Below are 17533 nucleotides of genomic sequence, written 5' to 3' on the forward strand. Positions count from 1 at the left end.
ACCATCTCTTGGTGATAAAAAGCCGCGCTGATTTATAAATCAACGCGGCTTTTTTATGTGCTTTTTCAAATTACCTTTATGGCCGAATATGCATTCGTGATGTGACTTTATTTATTGCGATTAGGCCGTTAAACTAGCAACCTTAAATCAATCGTTAAGCGCCACTATCTTTAAGGTCACCGCCATGAGTTTTGATAACCCCGATCACCAATTAGACGCCATCGGCCTACGCTGCCCAGAGCCTGTAATGATGATCAGAAGCGCGGTACGCAAAATGGAAAATGGCGAAACCTTATTAATTATCGCCGACGACCCCTCCACCACCCGCGACATCCCCAGCTTCTGCCGGTTTATGGATCACACCCTAATAGCTAAAGAAGTAGATGCCTTGCCGTATAGGTACTTAGTGAAGAAAGGGTTGTAATAGCTATCAGCTATCAGCAAATTTATTTGTTAAGCTTATTAAATTCAAGTAATAGGTAATTTGACACTTATTTAAACCATAATATGTCATATAGGCTTCCAACAACTTACTGTTGTCAATTGGACCTCTTCCGTCATAACCAAAGCTCCTTAAATAGCCAGTATTATTAATTTCTTTACGATTTAGAACTCTCTTAATTGCCTTTACATATAACAAGAAGTTGAAGCCTTTAAAGCTAGCACTTTTGCACTTAAAATTATTAGTTTCATACTCTGATAAATAGAGCTGTTGCTCCAATAGACTTGTTTTTTCACTATTAGTTATTAGGCTCTCTAGTGAGTTTTCTAAATCGAAGTTCTGCCCAGCAAGGCGTAACTTTGAGCTCCTAGTTTGCATATCAAAATTTGGATTATCTAATTTTAATTTTGTAATAATGTCATCATATTCAGGATTGCTAGTTACATAAAGACACAACAGGACAGATAAAAGTACAATATCTATAGTTTTATGGCTCTCTACTAACTCTATTGAAGTGAGCAATCGTTCAGCAAATTGAATAGCCGTTCGCGGAGACAACTCCTGCCAGCTAGCAATGGAGGCAATTAAAAGCAATACATTTTCTTTTAATTCATTATTATCATTAAGAACATAAGGAAATAAAATTACCCCTCGACCATTCAATCCACCATCATTAAGTATTGAAATATCACAGTTAGCTTTTATTAAGCTTGCAGATACGCTAACGTCAAGGTGATACTTAGTATCAAAAAACCGCTTAAGGTAGTCAGTTGCATTAAAATCACTCCCGTATAATGCTTTGATTGTGTGCTGCAGTTCTTCTGTATGTGTTGAAACAACTATTACTAACCCTTCAATATCGAAGATGTGCTTTATAGCTTCTAGCATTTCTACTGCATAAGTTGGGCGGCAGCGGTCTAATTCATCAATAAAAATGAAAGCTGGATAATCACGAGCTATTGCTCGCAGTCCATTTTTAGGTTTTTCAATAGAGTATTTAACTAACTCTTTTATTGTCGCTTTTAGTTCTTTTACGCCTTTTTTATAATCACTATGCTCTTTGAATGCTTGAGATGCCATAGCTTCCATTGCTGCAGATAAATCTAATGACTTACTGCTTTGTGTTGATGGCGTAGCTTCTGTGTCAGAGCTTTCATCAACAAATAAATCTTCAATATCAAATCCACCATAGCGTTTAACTAACGCAGCTAGAATTTTAGGTAATACTGATATACCAATATTCTTAAAGCTTTTTCTTTTGGCTTTAGTTAAATAACTTTTGTTAATTGTTTCTAATAGTTGCTCTTGAATTTCAGCAAGAACGGTAATAATGGGTGAATCCATAAAGTCATTTGACCAAGCATCTATATACACTACAGGATGCTCGTGCTTTAAGTCTTCAGCCCAACGTTTTACGAAATAAGTTTTACCTGCGCCCCATTCAGCATTAACGTTAATTACATAAGAAGATTTATTAGGCTTTTCTCTATTCGAGTTTGAGCGGCGAACAAGAATTTTAGTCAGAAGTTCAGCATCTTGCTTTCTATTTAACTGATCTGCAGGATAAGTAACACCATCAATTTTTACTTCTTCTTTCCACTGCTTAGTATTCATTCTAACGTCCTTGTCACAAATCTATCAATTCACTCGGGCAACTGAAAGCTGACGGCTTATAGCTTACAGCTCTTACTTCTTGGTTATCGTCACTTTCGGTTGATCATAGTCACTATAATCGATGCTAACAATGTAGCTGCCTTTTATTGCTGGGGTGAAGCTGAAGTAGTTATAGGTCGTGTCACAATCGGCGATAACACTTTGTCCAAGAGTCAACGCTTGGCCAGACGGATCTTGTTCGCTGTATCCACAGTTATAACCTGCGCTCCAATCCATATCGGCAATTTTAAATTCGTATACTTTGCCTGGTGTTGAGAATTTTACATTTGCTTGGTATAGCGCAGGTGCAACTTGGGCAAATTCGTATTGCGTTTCCGCATCCCATAAATTGAAATCACCACGTAAGTACATGCTGCGATCAAGCTCTTGATCTGGCAGTACGTCGCTAATATCTGGTAATTGTATTTGGCTTGAACAAGCACTTAATAGCGCAACCATAGCCACTGTTAATATACGTTTCATCGGTTATCCCTTATAAAAAAAAGCCAGCATAGCTGCTGGCTTTTTAAGCTAAGCTGAACTTACTTCTGCAATACAGAAATATCAGCAATATCTAAAAATAAGCCACTTAATTGGCTAAGTAATGCTAAACGGTTTTGCTTCACGGCCTCGTCGTCCGCCATTACCATCACATTATCAAAGAAGTTATCTACACTTTCGCGGATACCTGCTAATTGTGTCAGTGCTTCTTGATAATTACCAGCGGCATAAAGTGGTGCTAGCTCGGTAGCAAATTTAGCCACTTGTGATGCTAAGGCTTTTTCAGCATCATCACTTAGCAAGCTCTGTTCTACAGTGCCTTGACTGGTGATGTCGTTCTTAGCAAGAATATTGCTTACGCGCTTATTAGCCGCTGCAAGCGCTTCTGCGGCGTCTAATGTGCGGAAGTGACTTACCGCTTTAACACGACGATCAAAATCAACAGGTTTCGTTGGACGACGTGCAAGTACGGCTTGAATAACATCGATTTCGATGCCTTCGTCTTGATACCAAGCGCGGAAGCGACCAAGCATAAATTCAAATACATCTGCAGATACATTTAAGTTAGTTAGCTTATCGCCAAACAGAGTTTGTGACTTGGCAACAAGATCTAAAATATCAAGTGATAGCTCTTTTTCTACCATGATACGTAGTGCACCAATGGCAGCACGACGAAGTGCAAACGGGTCTTTATCACCTTTTGGTGCTTGGCCAATACCAAAAATACCCACCAGTGTGTCAAACTTATCAGCAATTGCGACGGCGCAACTGATCACGTTTGTTGGTAAGCTGTCGCCAGCAAAGCGTGGCATGTATTGCTCGTTTTGGGCAACCGCAACGTCTTCGGCTTCACCATCATGGCGTGCATAATGCATTCCCATTACGCCTTGGATATCGGTAAACTCCATGACCATTTCAGTCATTAAGTCTGTTTTACTCAATAAACCTGCTCGCTCAGCCAGTGCTTTATCGCCACCCAGTTGCTCAGCAATGTAACCTGCCAATTCACTGATACGCTCAGACTTATCTTTAAGTGTACCAAGCTGCTTTTGAAACAGTACGCTATCCAGCGATTCTAAACGGCTTTCTAGGGTTTTCTTTTTATCAGTTTCAAAGAAGAACTGTGCATCCGCTAAACGTGGGCGTACTACTTTTTCGTTACCAGAGATCACCACGCTTGGGTTTTTGCTTTCGATGTTTGAAACAAATAAAAACTTATTAAGTAGCTTGCCGTTTTGATCTAATAACGGAAAGTATTTTTGGTCGTCTTTCATGGTGTAGATCAGCGCTTCGGCTGGTACATCTAAAAACGCTTCTTCAAATGTAGCTGTCAATGTGACAGGCCATTCAACTAACGATGTTACTTCTTCAAGTAAATCTTCGTCCATTGCAACAACTGCATTTACTGCTTTTGCTGCGGCTTCAATTTGGCTACGGATCTGTGCTTTACGCTGCTGGTAATCAGCAACAACGTAGGCAGATTTAAGCACCTCAAAAACATCATCAGCATGGTTAATACTAATTTTTTCTGGGTGATGAAAACGATGGCCTTGCAGTTGATTGCTGATCGTTTTACCAAGCACTTCGCCTTCGATTAACTCACTGCCAAACAAAATAGTTGCGGTATGAACTGGACGAATAAACTGTGTTTTATTCGCACCCCAACGCATTGGTTTAGGGATAGGTAATTTCGCAAGCGCTTTATTTACAACGTCATTCATTAATGCCGTTGTTTGTTGCCCTGCTACTTTTGCGATGTGTAACAACCAAGCACCTTTGTCGGTTTCAAGTGTTTGCGCTTCACTTACTTCGATACCACAACCACGTGCCCAACCTATTGCTGCTTTAGTTGGATTACCATCTGCATCAAATGCGGCTTTAGTTGCCGGGCCACGTTTTTCAACTTCTTTATCTTGTTGTTGTGCTTCAAGCGCGGTTACTTGTAAACCTAAACGACGTGGCGATGCATACCAACTCACACCTTGGTGAGCTAGCTCTAAGCTCTCAAGCTCAGCGGTTAAGTTTGCTGCAAATGCTTCAGCAAGCTTACGCAATGATTTTGGTGGCAACTCTTCAGTGCCAATTTCTACTAATAAATTTTGTGCTGACATGCTTACTTATCCTTACACAGCGGGAAACCAAGCGCTTCGCGTTTATCATAATAACTTTGTGCACACGCTTTAGATAACGCGCGAACACGTAAGATATAACGTTGGCGCTCTGTCACTGAAATCGCGTGACGTGCATCTAATAAGTTAAATGCATGCGATGCTTTCATTACTTGCTCATAAGCGGGTAATGGTAGGCTTGCTTCAATTAGCTTTTGGCTTTCGGCTTCACATTTATCAAACTGTGCGAATAAGTCTTCTACATTTGCATGTTCAAAGTTGTAAGTTGATTGCTCAACTTCATTCTGATGGAATACGTCACCGTAAGTAACACGTCCCATTGGACCATCAGCCCAAACTAGATCATAGATACTATCTACGCCTTGAATGTACATAGCTAAACGCTCAAGACCGTATGTGATTTCACCTGTTACTGGCGAACACTCTATGCCACCGACCTGCTGGAAATAAGTAAACTGTGTTACTTCCATGCCATTTAACCAAATTTCCCAACCAAGACCCCAAGCACCTAATGTTGGTGACTCCCAGTTGTCTTCTACAAAGCGTACTTCGTCAGTTAGGGTATCAATGCCAACAGCGGCTAAAGAGCCTAAATAAAGCTCTTGGATGTTCTCTGGCGATGGTTTTAATACTACTTGAAACTGATAGTAATGTTGCAGGCGATTTGGGTTCTCACCGTAACGACCATCAGTAGGACGACGACATGGCTGTACATACGCGCTCGACATCGGCTCTGGGCCAATCGACTTTAAAAATGTTTGTGGGTGGAATGTACCCGCGCCAACTTCCATATCAAGTGGCTGAATAATGACACAACCTTGCTGTGCCCAGTAATCCTGTAAAGCCAGGATCAAACCTTGAAAGGTTTTAACGTCATATTTTTGCATATTTGGCTTTTAGTATCTGCTGTGATGTAGCGTGAAAATTACCCTCAGTATACCTTGTGCGTAGTCATGTTTTAAGCAGTTTGTGCAATTGCGGCCAATAAAAAAGGAGCCATTTGGCTCCTTTCATTATTCTTAACGAGAATTAAACGTCAAGGTTCACTACACGTAGTGCGTTAGTTTCAATAAACTCACGACGCGGCTCTACTTGGTCACCCATTAAGGTTGCGAATAATTGGTCTGCACCAACCGCATCTTCAATGGTTACTTGCAGCATGCGACGCGCTGACGGGTCCATGGTAGTTTCCCACAACTGGCTTGGGTTCATCTCACCGAGTCCTTTATAGCGCTGGATATAGAGTCCACGCTTAGATTCAGCAATTAACCATTCCAATGCATCCACAAAGTTATCAACAGCTAATGTTTTCTCACCACGCTGAATATACGCACCTTCCTCAAGGATATTTGCAATGTTAGTACCTGTCACTGCAATGCGCTTATAATCGCGTGAAGAGATAAAGTCATGATTAAGTACATGTGCTTTATCTACACCGTGTTGGCGAATATTGATCACTGGGTAAAATAAGTTACGTTCAGTGTCATGCTCAGTTGCAGCAGCAAAGATTGTTGCATCTTCATCGCGGTCAACTAAATCATCAACAAGCTCTTTAGTCCAAGCTATTACTTTCGCTTCATCAGCTAGGTCAGCTTCATTAAGCTCTGTTTGATAGATTAAACGCTCCATTACCGTGTTCGGATATTTACGTTTTAAGCGCTCAATGACCTTAACTGTATTTTGATAATCGTGAACAACTTTTTCTAACTCTTCACCTTCAAGAGCTGAAGCATCGGCACTGGTATAAAGTGCTGCACCATTTAAGGCTAATGAGGTTAGGTAATCTACTAATGCAGGATCATCTTTGATATAGCGTTCTTGCTTACCTTTTTTCACTTTATAAAGTGGTGGTTGAGCAATATAAATATAACCACGTTCAACGATTTCTGGCATTTGACGATAGAAGAAGGTCAATAGTAGCGTACGAATGTGCGAACCATCGACGTCAGCATCGGTCATGATAATGATGCGGTGATAGCGTAACTTTTCAGGGTTATACTCATCACGGCCGATACCACAACCAAGAGCTGTGATTAATGTTGCGACTTCTTGTGAAGACAACATTTTATCAAAACGTGCTTTTTCTACGTTTAGGATTTTACCTTTAAGTGGCAGAATCGCTTGGTTCTTACGGTTACGACCCTGCTTGGCTGATCCGCCAGCAGAGTCCCCTTCCACTATGTATAGTTCTGATTGCGCTGGATCTTTTTCTTGGCAATCGGCTAGCTTGCCCGGTAAACCGGCTAAGTCCATTGCGCCTTTACGACGTGTCATTTCACGCGCTTTACGAGCCGCTTCACGGGCACGTGCCGCATCAATGATTTTACCTACAACGATTTTTGCATCCATTGGGTTTTCTAATAAAAACTCAGTGAATTTTTCAGCCATTGCTTGCTCTACAGCAGACTTAACTTCGCTAGATACTAGCTTGTCTTTTGTTTGTGAAGAGAACTTAGGATCTGGAACTTTAACACTTACAACTGCAGTTAAGCCTTCACGGGCATCATCGCCTGTTGCATTACTGGTTGTTTTAGCTTTTTTGTTAAAGCCTTCTTTTTCCATATAGTTATTTAGCGTACGAGTAAGCGCAGATCTAAAACCGGCTAAGTGAGTACCGCCATCACGTTGTGGAATGTTATTAGTAAAACAATAGATGTTTTCTTGGAATGCGTCGTTCCACTGCATTGATACTTCAACACTAATACCATCTTCTTCACGCTCGTGAGTGAAGTGGAAAACACCTTTATGAACTGGCGTTTTATTACGGTTTAAGTACTCAACGAAGGCACGAATACCCCCTTCATATTTGAAGTGGTCAGTTTTATTTTCTTCGCGTTCATCATTTAAAATGATGCTCACACCTGAATTCAAAAATGATAATTCACGTAAGCGTTTAGCTAAAATATCATAATGAAAATCAAGGTTTGTGAATGTTTCACCGCTTGGCCAAAAACGTAGTTCAGTACCTGTTGTTTCTGATTCACCAATTACAGCTAATGGCGCGTCAGGAACACCCATAGTGTAAAATTGCTCATGCAGCTTGCCTTCACGACGTACTGTAAGCTTTAACTTTTCTGAAAGCGCGTTTACTACTGAAACACCAACACCGTGTAAGCCACCTGATACTTTATAAGAGTTATCATCAAACTTACCACCGGCATGCAGTACCGTCATGATTACTTCAGCAGCTGACACACCTTCTTCTTCATGAATTGAAGTTGGAATACCACGGCCGTTATCTCGAACTGAGACTGAACCATCTAAATGAATAGTAACGTAGATGTCATCACAATGACCTGCTAAAGCTTCATCGATAGAGTTATCAACGACCTCAAACACCATGTGGTGTAAGCCTGTGCCATCATCGGTGTCCCCTATATACATTCCAGGACGCTTTCTTACTGCGTCTAATCCTTTTAGTACTTTAATACTCGACGAATCGTAATTCTCAGACATGGTTAATCCCACTTATCTTGTTATTAGGTTGCCATGTTTCACGTGGAACATTTGTAGTTCTCGTTGCATGGGTTCCACCACAGCAGAAATACTTTCAGATTGAATTGTAGAGATAAATATTTGAGAGCTACAGTGTGACAATAATTGTCCTACTTTCTCTTTCGTATCTTCCCCTAACTCTGAAGGTAGATCATCTATTAGCAATATTGATTGCTTTTCTGTCTCTGACTCAATCAAACTATTTTGCGTTACTTTTAACGCATAAAGCAATAGTTTCAATTGACCACGTGAAAAGGTATTTTCCACACTGTTGCCAGCGACACTAAAACTGAAATCTGCTTTATGTGGGCCTTTGTTGGTAAAGCCTTGGCGACTATCGCGCTCAAAGCTTTGCTCAAGCGCCTCAGTTAGAGATTCGCTCTCTTTCCAGCCCGCATAAAAACTTATTTCTAAATCGCGTATAAGCGTTAATTCTGCACACATTTTATCAAAAAATTGCTGCTTAAACCTACTTATATACGCAATTCGTAAATTATTTATTTGTTCTGCCAGTCTAACAAATTCTTTATCCCAAAACTTGATTTGGTCAAAATAATTCTTAGGCTTGCTTTTCAGCAATGCATTACGCTGTTTTAAAACTTTATTAAAAGATTGCCATAAGTAAAAAAAATCTTGTTCCACGTGGAACAATCCTAAATCTAAAAACTTACGGCGCTCTTTTGGACCACCAAAAAATAATGAATAACTTTCTGGGGTGATCACTTGTACTGGCATTAACTGGGCAAGTTCAGACACGCGACGACTGGACTTACCCTGTATTTTTAATTCAGTCTCGCCACTTAATGTCTTACTAATACCAATCGGTATCGATAAGTTATAAAGTGACTTGCGACCATGAATGGTAAATTTTTCTTTCTGGTGTTGAATGATACTTTTGTGCTTTGGCGTACGAAAAGACTTGCCATGAGAAAGGTAATAAATAGCCTCTAAAAGGCTGGTTTTGCCACTGCCATTTTCACCATAAATTACATTAATACCATTCACTGGCTCTACAGTGATCGCCTCAATATTACGAAAATTATTGAGGCTCAAATGACTTAAACTCATAGTGCCTTATAAGCGCATTGGCATAACAACATACATGGCTTCTTCATCGCCGGCACCTTCAATCAACGCACTACTATTCGAATCAGCAAGCGTAAATAAAACGTCTTCTGTTTTTAATGTATTTAATACATCTAAAACATACGATACGTTAAAGCCAATTTCTAAATCATCGCCTTGGTAACTAACTTCAACCACCTCTTCAGCTTGTTCTTGCTCTGGGTTGTTGGCAGTAATTTTTAATAGTCCGTTCGATAAGTTTAAGCGTACACCTCTAAACTTCTCGTTTGATAAAATAGATACACGTTGAAAAGCACTGCGTAACCATTCCCGATTAGCAGTAATCACTTTATCGCCACCACGCGGTAATACTCGGCGGTAATCAGGAAAACGGCCATCGACTAATTTACTAGTAAAAGTAAATTCAGTATCTAAAATACGAATATGATTAGCGCCAAATTGAATGGTTACCAATTCATCATCAGCAACCATCAAGCGCATAATTTCTTGCACGCCTTTACGTGGAATAATTAGCTGACGCTGAGTATTTAATGATTGCGGTAATTGCTTTTGCGCAATCGCTAAACGGTGGCCATCTGTTGCCACTGTTTTAATATCCGCATTATCAACTTCAAACGACATACCATTTAAATAATAACGTACGTCTTGATTAGCCATTGAGAAATGAGTGCTTTCTAATAACTTACGTAGTTCTAAGCGAGTAAGTTGAAACTCAACCTCACCATCCCATTGCTCAAGATTAGGAAAATCTTCAGCAGCAAGTGTGGTTAATGAAAAACGACTTTTACCACTGGTCAATAATAATTGGTGATCTTGACTGCTCAACGTTAAATCTGAACCGTCTGGCAGACTTTTACAAATATCGAGTAATTTTTTAGCTGGCAAAGTCAATTTAGCATCGGCGGTATCATCGCCAACAAAAACCTTTGCGACAAGTTCAATTTCAAGGTCTGTCCCTGTCATTGAAAGTTCACCATTTTCAACCTCTAACAAAACGTTAGATAAAATAGGCAAGGTATGTTTGCGCTCAATTGCACCCGACACTTGCATCAAAGGTTTTAAAAATTGTTCTCTTGATATAGTTATTTGCATAATAAAGTCAGCCCTAAGATGACAATGTTCTTATTAGGTTTTGGTAATCTTCTTTTACTTCGTGACTTTCATCACGTAGTGATTTTATTTTTCTGCACGCATGCAATACCGTAGTATGGTCACGCCCACCAAAGGCATCGCCAATCTCAGGTAAGCTGTGATTAGTGAGTTCTTTAGATAATGCCATAGCGACTTGACGCGGCCTTGCTATAGAGCGACTACGGCGCTTTGATAGCAAGTCAGAAACACGAATGCGGTAATACTCTGCCACAGTACGCTGAATGTTGTCGATGGTGACCAACTTATCTTGTAGAGCAAGCAAGTCTCGCAGTGCTTCTTTTACAAAGTCGATCGAAATTGGCCGACCAGTAAAGTTCGCATTAGCAATGACACGGTTAAGTGCCCCTTCTAACTCACGTACATTTGAGCGTAATTTTTTGGCGATAAAAAAGGCCACTTCATGCGGTAAATTAATTTTACTCTGCTGGGCTTTTTTCATCAAAATAGCCACTCGCGTTTCAAGCTCTGGCGGCTCAATCGCGATGGTTAAACCCCAGCCAAAGCGTGACTTAAGGCGGTCTTCAACCCCTTCAATCTCTTTTGGATAACGGTCTGAGGTTAAAATAATCTGTTGGTTACCTTCAAGTAACGCATTGAAAGTATGAAAGAATTCTTCTTGAGAACGTTCTTTATTAGCAAAAAATTGGATATCATCGATCATTAATGCGTCAACACTGCGGTAATAACGCTTAAATTCTTCAATGGCATTATTTTGTAATGCCTTAACCATGTCTTGCACAAAACGCTCTGAATGCATGTAAACAATTTTAGCATCTGGCTTATTTGCCATAATACCATTGCCAACCGCATGTAATAAATGCGTTTTACCTAAACCAGTACCACCGTATATAAATACCGGGTTAAAGGCTGCACCTGGATTATCAGCCACTTGAGTTGCAGCGGCTTTAGCTAACTGGTTAGATTTACCTTCAACAAAACTATCAAAGGTGTAGTTTTCTTTAATGTTTGATTTATAACCAGATTTAGGCGCTGGCTCAACCACAACTTTAGCTGCTTTTGGTTGCTGTTTATTAGAGGCAGACTGGTTTGTAGGCGCTGAAGAAACACTGGCTCCAGTTGGTGCTGCAACTTGTGTATTCAAAATTGGTTTACTACCAACATCAAATCGTAGCTCTGGTGCTTCATCTTTACATATTTCGACGAGTAGCTCGTTAATGCGGTTTAAGTACTTTTCTCTCACCCAATCGAGTACAAAACGATTAGGTGCGTAAATCGTCAGGGTATCTTCGGTACTTTCTGCTTGAAGTGGTCTTACCCACATACTGAACTGCTGCGAAGGCAGTTCATCTTGCAATACATATAAACAACTTTGCCAAACCGACAGATACACAGTTAAACTCCCAAGGATTTAGTATTTATTCCCGTTCATCTTTAATGATGGAAAATCATACGTTTATTACTATTATTTAGGCAATTTATTAACCCAAGACCGAGTATTATGAAGGCACTTTATCCACAAGTACAAGATTGATTTTTTTGAAAAATATGATCTCGCCATAAAAAACAATCAATACACTGATTTTAAACAACAATTATTTTTAACTCGAAACCATGATCATAGCAAAAAAGGGCTTAGATCGCGATCAAATAATGTGATCTATTTTAGTTACCCCAAGCTTTTATGCACTTTTTATACAGAGCCTGTGGAAAACTTCTTAAATATAAGGATCCTAGCAGATCCCGCAGCTCTATCTATTATCCCCTCTCTATTATAAGTGCGATTATGGTTGACTTTAAGGCGCTTCATCGATAATATCTCGCGCTCGCAATGGCACCTGTGCCAGGATCGCGACCTGCATAGGATGTTTTAACCTTTAACCGATCGGATGGAATTGTTATGAAAAGAACTTTTCAACCTAGCGTTTTAAAACGCAAACGTGCACACGGTTTCCGTGCTCGCATGGCAACTGTAAATGGCCGTAAAGTATTAGCTCGTCGCCGCGCTAAAGGCCGCAAAGTTCTTTCTGCTTAATATATAAGTGGAAGACTTTAACTTTGGCAGGGAGTTACGTCTGTTAACTCCCTCGCATTACTCTCGCATCTTTAATGAACCCGCTCGGGCCGCAACTCCTTTCTTTACCTTATTAGCAAAACCCAATGACCAAGCAAAACCTCGCTTAGGACTCACAGTCGCTAAAAAACGGGTTAAAAAAGCTTGCCAACGAAACCGTATTAAACGTCTTGCTCGCGAAAGTTTTCGTTTAAACCAACACACTATTGATAATATCGATATTGTGCTGATGGTTAAAAGTGGTATCGATGAACAGTCAAATGAAGAGCTAACCAAACAACTCACTAAATTATGGCGTAAAATTAACGAACGCTGTAAACCAGGTGCACCAAAACCACCGCCGTTTAAAAAACGCCCCAACAAATCGGCTAAATCCAATAAACAAAGCCAATAGCAATAGAATTATAGGGTTAATTAAGGTATCTTTAGCTCACCTTTTAATCATGCATTTAAAATTCTATATTGGGCGTTTAAATTCATGGTATCCATTCACTAAATATTACGCAGAGGCTAGAACATCATGAGGTTACTAAAACCACTTGTTGCTTTTCCTAAGCGCTGTTTAGTGTTATTAATTCGTGGTTATCAAAAGTGGATTAGTCCGCTGTTAGGTCCGCATTGTCGTTTTAATCCAACCTGCTCCAGTTATGCTATTCAAGCAATTAATTTGCATGGATCAGTAAAAGGGAGTTGGTTAGCGGTTAAACGCATATTAAAATGTCATCCTTTACATTCAGGTGGGGATGATCCCGTACCTGAAAAATTAACCCATATTAACCACCAACACGAGAAATAAGAGCTGTTATGGAATCGCAACGCACGTTTTTATTCATCGGCTTGATGCTTGTATCGTTTTTATTGTTCCAAGAGTGGAATAATGACTACAACGCACCAAAAGTCGATCCTAGTGCCAACACACAAACACTACAAACAAATTCCCCTGACTCAGATGATTATGTTCCATCATCAACTGACGGTGAATTACCAACTGCAGCAACAACCGCGAAACGTTCGGTTATTGAAATTACCACTGACGTTTTCAAAGTTAAAATTGACACCCGTGGTGGTGATATTGTTGAAGCCGACTTACTGCAATACGAAGATAAAAAAGATAGTGGCATACCTTATATGCTATTGGGTGTCTTAGATGGCAACCAATACTTCTCGCAAAGTGGTTTAATAGGCTTAAATGGCCCTGACGCATCAGCAGAAGGTCGCCCTGTTTATCACACTGAGCAAAAAACATTTGCTCTAACGGGTGATGACTTACGCGTTCCTTTAACGTTTACGGATAGCAAAGGTGTTACCTTTACTAAAACATATGTATTCAAAAAAGGTGAATACGATGTAGCTTTAGAGTACACAGTAAACAACACCACCGCCGAGCCAATTCAAGTACAGCTGTATACGCAAGTAAAGCGCACAGTACAAGAAAAAGGCAGCTTAGTTGATCAAACTTACTTAGGTGCGGCTTACGGCTCAAGCGATGAAAAATACGAAAAATACAGTTTTTCTGATATGGCCGACAAAAACCTTAGCATTAATACCCAAGGTGGTTATATTGCCTTTATTCAGCACTACTTTGTAAGTGCGTGGGTGCCTTCGCAAGAACAGCAAAATACCCTTTACAGCTTAATAGCTAAGGGCAACGCAGCAATTATTGGTGCTAAAGGTGAGCCGGTAAATGTACAAGCTAACCAGCAAGCAACGCTTGGTGCTACTTACTACATGGGCCCGAAAGAGTCTGACAAACTAGCTGCACTTCACCCGAACTTAGATTTAACTGTAGATTACGGCTGGTTATGGTTTATCTCTCAGCCTTTATTTGTGCTATTGAAGTGGTTACACGGCATTTTAGGTAACTGGGGTGTAGCAATTATTGCCATCACTATTATCATTAAATCACTAATGTACCCACTGACTAAAGCGCAATATACGTCAATGGCGAAAATGCGTGCCCTACAACCTAAAATGGCTGCACTAAAAGAAAAGTATGGCGATGACCGTCAAAAATTCGGTCAAGCGACTATGGAAATGTACCGCAAAGAGAAAGTAAACCCTATGGGTGGCTGCTTACCTATTTTGCTACAAATGCCAATCTTCTTAGCCTTATTCTACGTATTCTTAGAATCAACAGAACTGCGTCATGCTGAGTTTGTATTATGGTTAACTGACTTATCAGCAATGGACCCATACTACGTATTACCCGTTTTATTTGGTGTAAGTATGTTTGTGACGCAAAAGCTACAACCAATGACGGTTCAAGATCCAATGCAACAAAAGATGATGACCTTTATGCCGGTTATCTTCTCTGTGTTCTTCCTTTGGTTCCCATCTGGCCTAGTACTTTACTGGTTAGTGTCTAACCTGATTTCAATCGCGCAAATGCTGATCATTTACCGCGGTATGGAAAAGAAAGGAATAAAAGTTAGGGGCTGATAGCTCTTTTACTTAGAAAAAGGCGGCTTCGGTCGCCTTTTTTATTGCCTGTTTTTAGCCGCAGCTATTCGCTACAAATAACTGCATAGGTTACAATACGCACATATCGTTATTCATAAAGTTGGTAAATTACTAGCATGATCAATCAAGATACAATTGCAGCACAAGCAACCGCCCCTGGTCGTGGTGGCGTTGGTATTATTCGCGTTTCTGGCAATTTAGTAAAAACCGTTGCCGAGCAGATTATTGGTCGCTGCCCTAAAGTGCGCTACGCCGATTACGTGCCATTTAACAATCTTGCTGGCGAGCAACTTGATCAAGGTATCGCTATTTATTTTGCCGGGCCTAACTCATTTACTGGCGAAGACGTACTTGAACTACAAGGTCATGGTGGCCCTGTTGTACTGGATATGCTACTTAAAGAAATTAGCCAGATTGAAGGCGTACGATTAGCCAAGCCAGGTGAGTTTTCTGAGCGCGCCTTTATGAACGACAAAATGGACTTAACCCAAGCAGAGGCCATTGCCGACTTAATTAATGCAACGAGTGAACAAGCCGCTAAAAGTGCCTTACAATCACTGCAGGGTGAGTTTTCAAAGCATATTGATACCTTAGTCGAAAAAGTCATTCACTTGCGTATGTACGTTGAAGCGGCCATTGATTTTCCTGATGAAGAAATCGATTTTCTATCCGACGGTAAAGTCGCTGGTGACCTAAATACCATTATTGAACAACTTAATAATGTCACTAACCAAGCTAAGCAAGGCAGCATCATGCGTGAAGGTATGCGTGTGGTGATTGCAGGCCGCCCTAACGCAGGTAAATCGAGTTTACTAAACGCTCTTGCAGGAAGAGAAGCCGCCATCGTAACCGAAATTGCCGGCACCACTCGTGATGTACTACGAGAACATATTCATATTGATGGTATGCCACTACATATTATCGACACTGCAGGCCTTCGTGAAAGCCCAGACCGAGTTGAGCAAATCGGCATTGAGCGGGCGTGGGATGAAATAAACCAAGCTGATCGCGTACTATTTATGCTTGATGGCACTGATACCAAAGACACCGACCCGCACGCTATTTGGCCAGAGTTTATGGCCAAGCTTCCGCAAGGTATGGGGGTCACTGTGATCCGTAATAAAGCCGATTTATCGGGCGACGAAGTTGGTATGAGCGAAAACCAGCAATATCCAGTGATCAGCTTAAGTGCTAAAAATGCTGATGGTATAGAGTTAGTTCGTACTCACTTAAAGGCATGTATAGGGTTTCAAGGCGCAACCGAAGGCGGTTTTATGGCTCGTCGTCGTCACTTAGATGCACTCGATAGCGCAGCTCATCATTTACAAACAGGTAAAGACCAATTAGAGATGCATATCGCTGGAGAGATCCTTGCTGAAGAACTACGTTTAACGCAAAACTACTTAAACGAAATCACCGGCGAATTTACCTCTGACGATCTACTAGGCAAAATATTTAGCTCATTCTGTATCGGTAAATAATAATTTTTCATAATAAGGCGCAACCTCCCCGCGCCTTTTGTCCTCATCATTATGACTCAAACTGGCTTTTCCGTCCCTTTATCAATACAATTAAGCACCTTTAAAAACTGGTTATAATTCACACTTTGCTATTTCTATCCTCTTGACCTATCCACTAAACTCGTGAATAGTAAGCTATAGAGATATATCAGTATTTTCCATGAATATTCTAGAAAACGAACTAAACTTATAGCACCAATTGTGATGCAGTAACTTAGTTAAAGCACTTAAGAAAATAACTGACTCATTAAAAAATAAATACTGCTGCGAAACATTATTAAATTGCGACTCTTTACAGGATTAAGGTTTCACCAATGGATATAGCAAAACAAGATATAGCTGCCATCGTTCAAATTTCAGGCCAAATATGGGTAATCACAAACTCCGGACAATGGATACCAGCGCAAGAGGTAACAAGCTCCCTTGCTAACATTGAAGTCATCACCTTAACTGCAGAGCAAATAGATTTAAATGCAGAGCAGCCCCAAGTATTTGTAAACGGTCAATGGTTAACTCTCCCCTCACAAGTCATCACTTCCATAACAACAATAAACGAAAACAACCAACCGCCAACCGCCAACCGAGCCACAATCAAGCAATCAACAAAGCGCCAATGAAGGGCAACAAGGTAATAACTTCTTTTACCAGTTTATTCAACGAAGTGCTGAATCAACGGTACCGGAATCGGGCTTTGATACGACTGGCGACATTGATAGCGAAGAGGAAAACATCGTATTAACTGGCGCATCCGGTGAAGACAATGGTGTTTTATTACCTGAGCTATCAATTACTATTGCTGATGGCGGCGATGAATGGGTCAATCAATTTGAAACCCCTAGCACTGATTTATTTGGTGAAGCCCTGTACACCAGTGACGGCCAGAGCTTAACAATCACACTCACTGATATTAATGGGAAAACACTCTCTTTTACTACCACGGCACAAAATCAAGCTTGGCAAATTAACGATATTGATTTAAGTGCATTTGCCGAAGGGCAAATTGTTGCTGATATCCAGCTTACCACTCCCCTAAATAATGCCGATATTAGTGCGCAAGATACGA

16 protein-coding genes are annotated in these 17533 nt (G+C 40.5%); 7 read left to right on the forward strand and 9 right to left on the reverse strand.

Features of this window, described 5'->3' with window-relative positions:
- The first annotated feature begins 184 nt into the window (after positions 1-184).
- Positions 185-424, forward strand: a complete 240-nt coding sequence (tusA, locus tag V7783_RS13795; protein ID WP_335679204.1) for a sulfurtransferase TusA — start codon at positions 185-187, stop codon at positions 422-424.
- Between the two features lie 6 nt (positions 425-430).
- On the opposite strand, the gene V7783_RS13800 is transcribed toward tusA, so the two are convergent.
- The 8 genes from V7783_RS13800 to dnaA all read right to left on the reverse strand — a co-directional run bounded on the left by V7783_RS13800 (position 431) and on the right by dnaA (position 11809).
- Positions 431-2056: a KAP family P-loop NTPase fold protein gene (locus V7783_RS13800; RefSeq protein ID WP_335679205.1), complete on the reverse strand. Its 1626-nt coding sequence runs from the start codon at positions 2054-2056 to the stop codon at positions 431-433.
- 72 nt (positions 2057-2128) lie between these two features.
- The gene (locus V7783_RS13805) at positions 2129-2578 is read right to left on the reverse strand and encodes a hypothetical protein (RefSeq protein ID WP_335679206.1); all 450 of its coding nucleotides are present in this window, start codon (positions 2576-2578) and stop codon (positions 2129-2131) included.
- Positions 2579-2637: 59 nt separating this feature from the next.
- Entirely contained in the window at positions 2638-4707 is a 2070-nt protein-coding gene (gene glyS / locus V7783_RS13810) for a glycine--tRNA ligase subunit beta (RefSeq protein ID WP_335679207.1), read from the reverse strand.
- A 2-nt stretch (positions 4708-4709) separates the two neighbouring features.
- Complete coding sequence (gene glyQ / locus V7783_RS13815) at positions 4710-5612, reverse strand: glycine--tRNA ligase subunit alpha (protein WP_335679208.1); 903 nt, start codon at positions 5610-5612, stop codon at positions 4710-4712.
- 142 nt (positions 5613-5754) lie between these two features.
- The gene (gene gyrB, locus V7783_RS13820) at positions 5755-8181 is read right to left on the reverse strand and encodes a DNA topoisomerase (ATP-hydrolyzing) subunit B (protein ID WP_335679209.1); all 2427 of its coding nucleotides are present in this window, start codon (positions 8179-8181) and stop codon (positions 5755-5757) included.
- A gap of 12 nt (positions 8182-8193) precedes the next feature.
- A complete protein-coding gene (recF, locus tag V7783_RS13825; protein WP_064668258.1) occupies positions 8194-9288 on the reverse strand; it encodes a DNA replication/repair protein RecF in 1095 nt (364 codons plus the stop codon).
- A 6-nt stretch (positions 9289-9294) separates the two neighbouring features.
- Complete coding sequence (gene dnaN / locus V7783_RS13830; protein ID WP_064668257.1) at positions 9295-10398, reverse strand: DNA polymerase III subunit beta; 1104 nt, start codon at positions 10396-10398, stop codon at positions 9295-9297.
- 13 nt (positions 10399-10411) lie between these two features.
- Positions 10412-11809 (reverse strand): chromosomal replication initiator protein DnaA, encoded by a 1398-nt coding sequence (gene dnaA, locus V7783_RS13835; protein ID WP_192541281.1) that lies wholly within the window; start codon positions 11807-11809, stop codon positions 10412-10414.
- A 507-nt stretch (positions 11810-12316) separates the two neighbouring features.
- On the opposite strand from dnaA, the gene rpmH reads away from it, so the two are divergent.
- From rpmH to V7783_RS13865, 6 genes are all read left to right on the forward strand, one after another.
- Positions 12317-12451, forward strand: coding sequence for a 50S ribosomal protein L34 (gene rpmH, locus V7783_RS13840; RefSeq protein ID WP_004335215.1), 135 nt, complete (start codon positions 12317-12319; stop codon positions 12449-12451).
- 7 nt (positions 12452-12458) lie between these two features.
- Positions 12459-12884: a ribonuclease P protein component gene (gene rnpA, locus V7783_RS13845; RefSeq protein ID WP_016710423.1), complete on the forward strand. Its 426-nt coding sequence runs from the start codon at positions 12459-12461 to the stop codon at positions 12882-12884.
- Positions 12885-13010: 126 nt separating this feature from the next.
- The gene (gene yidD, locus V7783_RS13850) at positions 13011-13286 is read left to right on the forward strand and encodes a membrane protein insertion efficiency factor YidD (protein ID WP_064668255.1); all 276 of its coding nucleotides are present in this window, start codon (positions 13011-13013) and stop codon (positions 13284-13286) included.
- 8 nt (positions 13287-13294) lie between these two features.
- On the forward strand, positions 13295-14929 hold the full coding sequence (yidC, locus tag V7783_RS13855) for a membrane protein insertase YidC (protein WP_335679210.1): 1635 nt from the start codon (positions 13295-13297) through the stop codon (positions 14927-14929).
- A 137-nt stretch (positions 14930-15066) separates the two neighbouring features.
- On the forward strand, positions 15067-16431 hold the full coding sequence (gene mnmE / locus V7783_RS13860; RefSeq protein ID WP_335679211.1) for a tRNA uridine-5-carboxymethylaminomethyl(34) synthesis GTPase MnmE: 1365 nt from the start codon (positions 15067-15069) through the stop codon (positions 16429-16431).
- Positions 16432-16784: 353 nt separating this feature from the next.
- Positions 16785-17087 carry a hypothetical protein gene (locus tag V7783_RS13865; RefSeq protein ID WP_335679212.1) on the forward strand — a complete coding sequence of 101 codons (303 nt, stop codon included), beginning with the start codon at positions 16785-16787 and terminating at the stop codon, positions 17085-17087.
- A gap of 36 nt (positions 17088-17123) precedes the next feature.
- On the opposite strand, the gene V7783_RS13870 is transcribed toward V7783_RS13865, so the two are convergent.
- Positions 17124-17291 carry a hypothetical protein gene (locus V7783_RS13870; protein ID WP_335679213.1) on the reverse strand — a complete coding sequence of 56 codons (168 nt, stop codon included), beginning with the start codon at positions 17289-17291 and terminating at the stop codon, positions 17124-17126.
- Positions 17292-17533 lie beyond the last annotated feature (242 nt).

Origin of the sequence: Pseudoalteromonas sp., from assembly GCF_036960685.1 — a bacterium.
GTDB lineage: Bacteria > Pseudomonadota > Gammaproteobacteria > Enterobacterales > Alteromonadaceae > Pseudoalteromonas.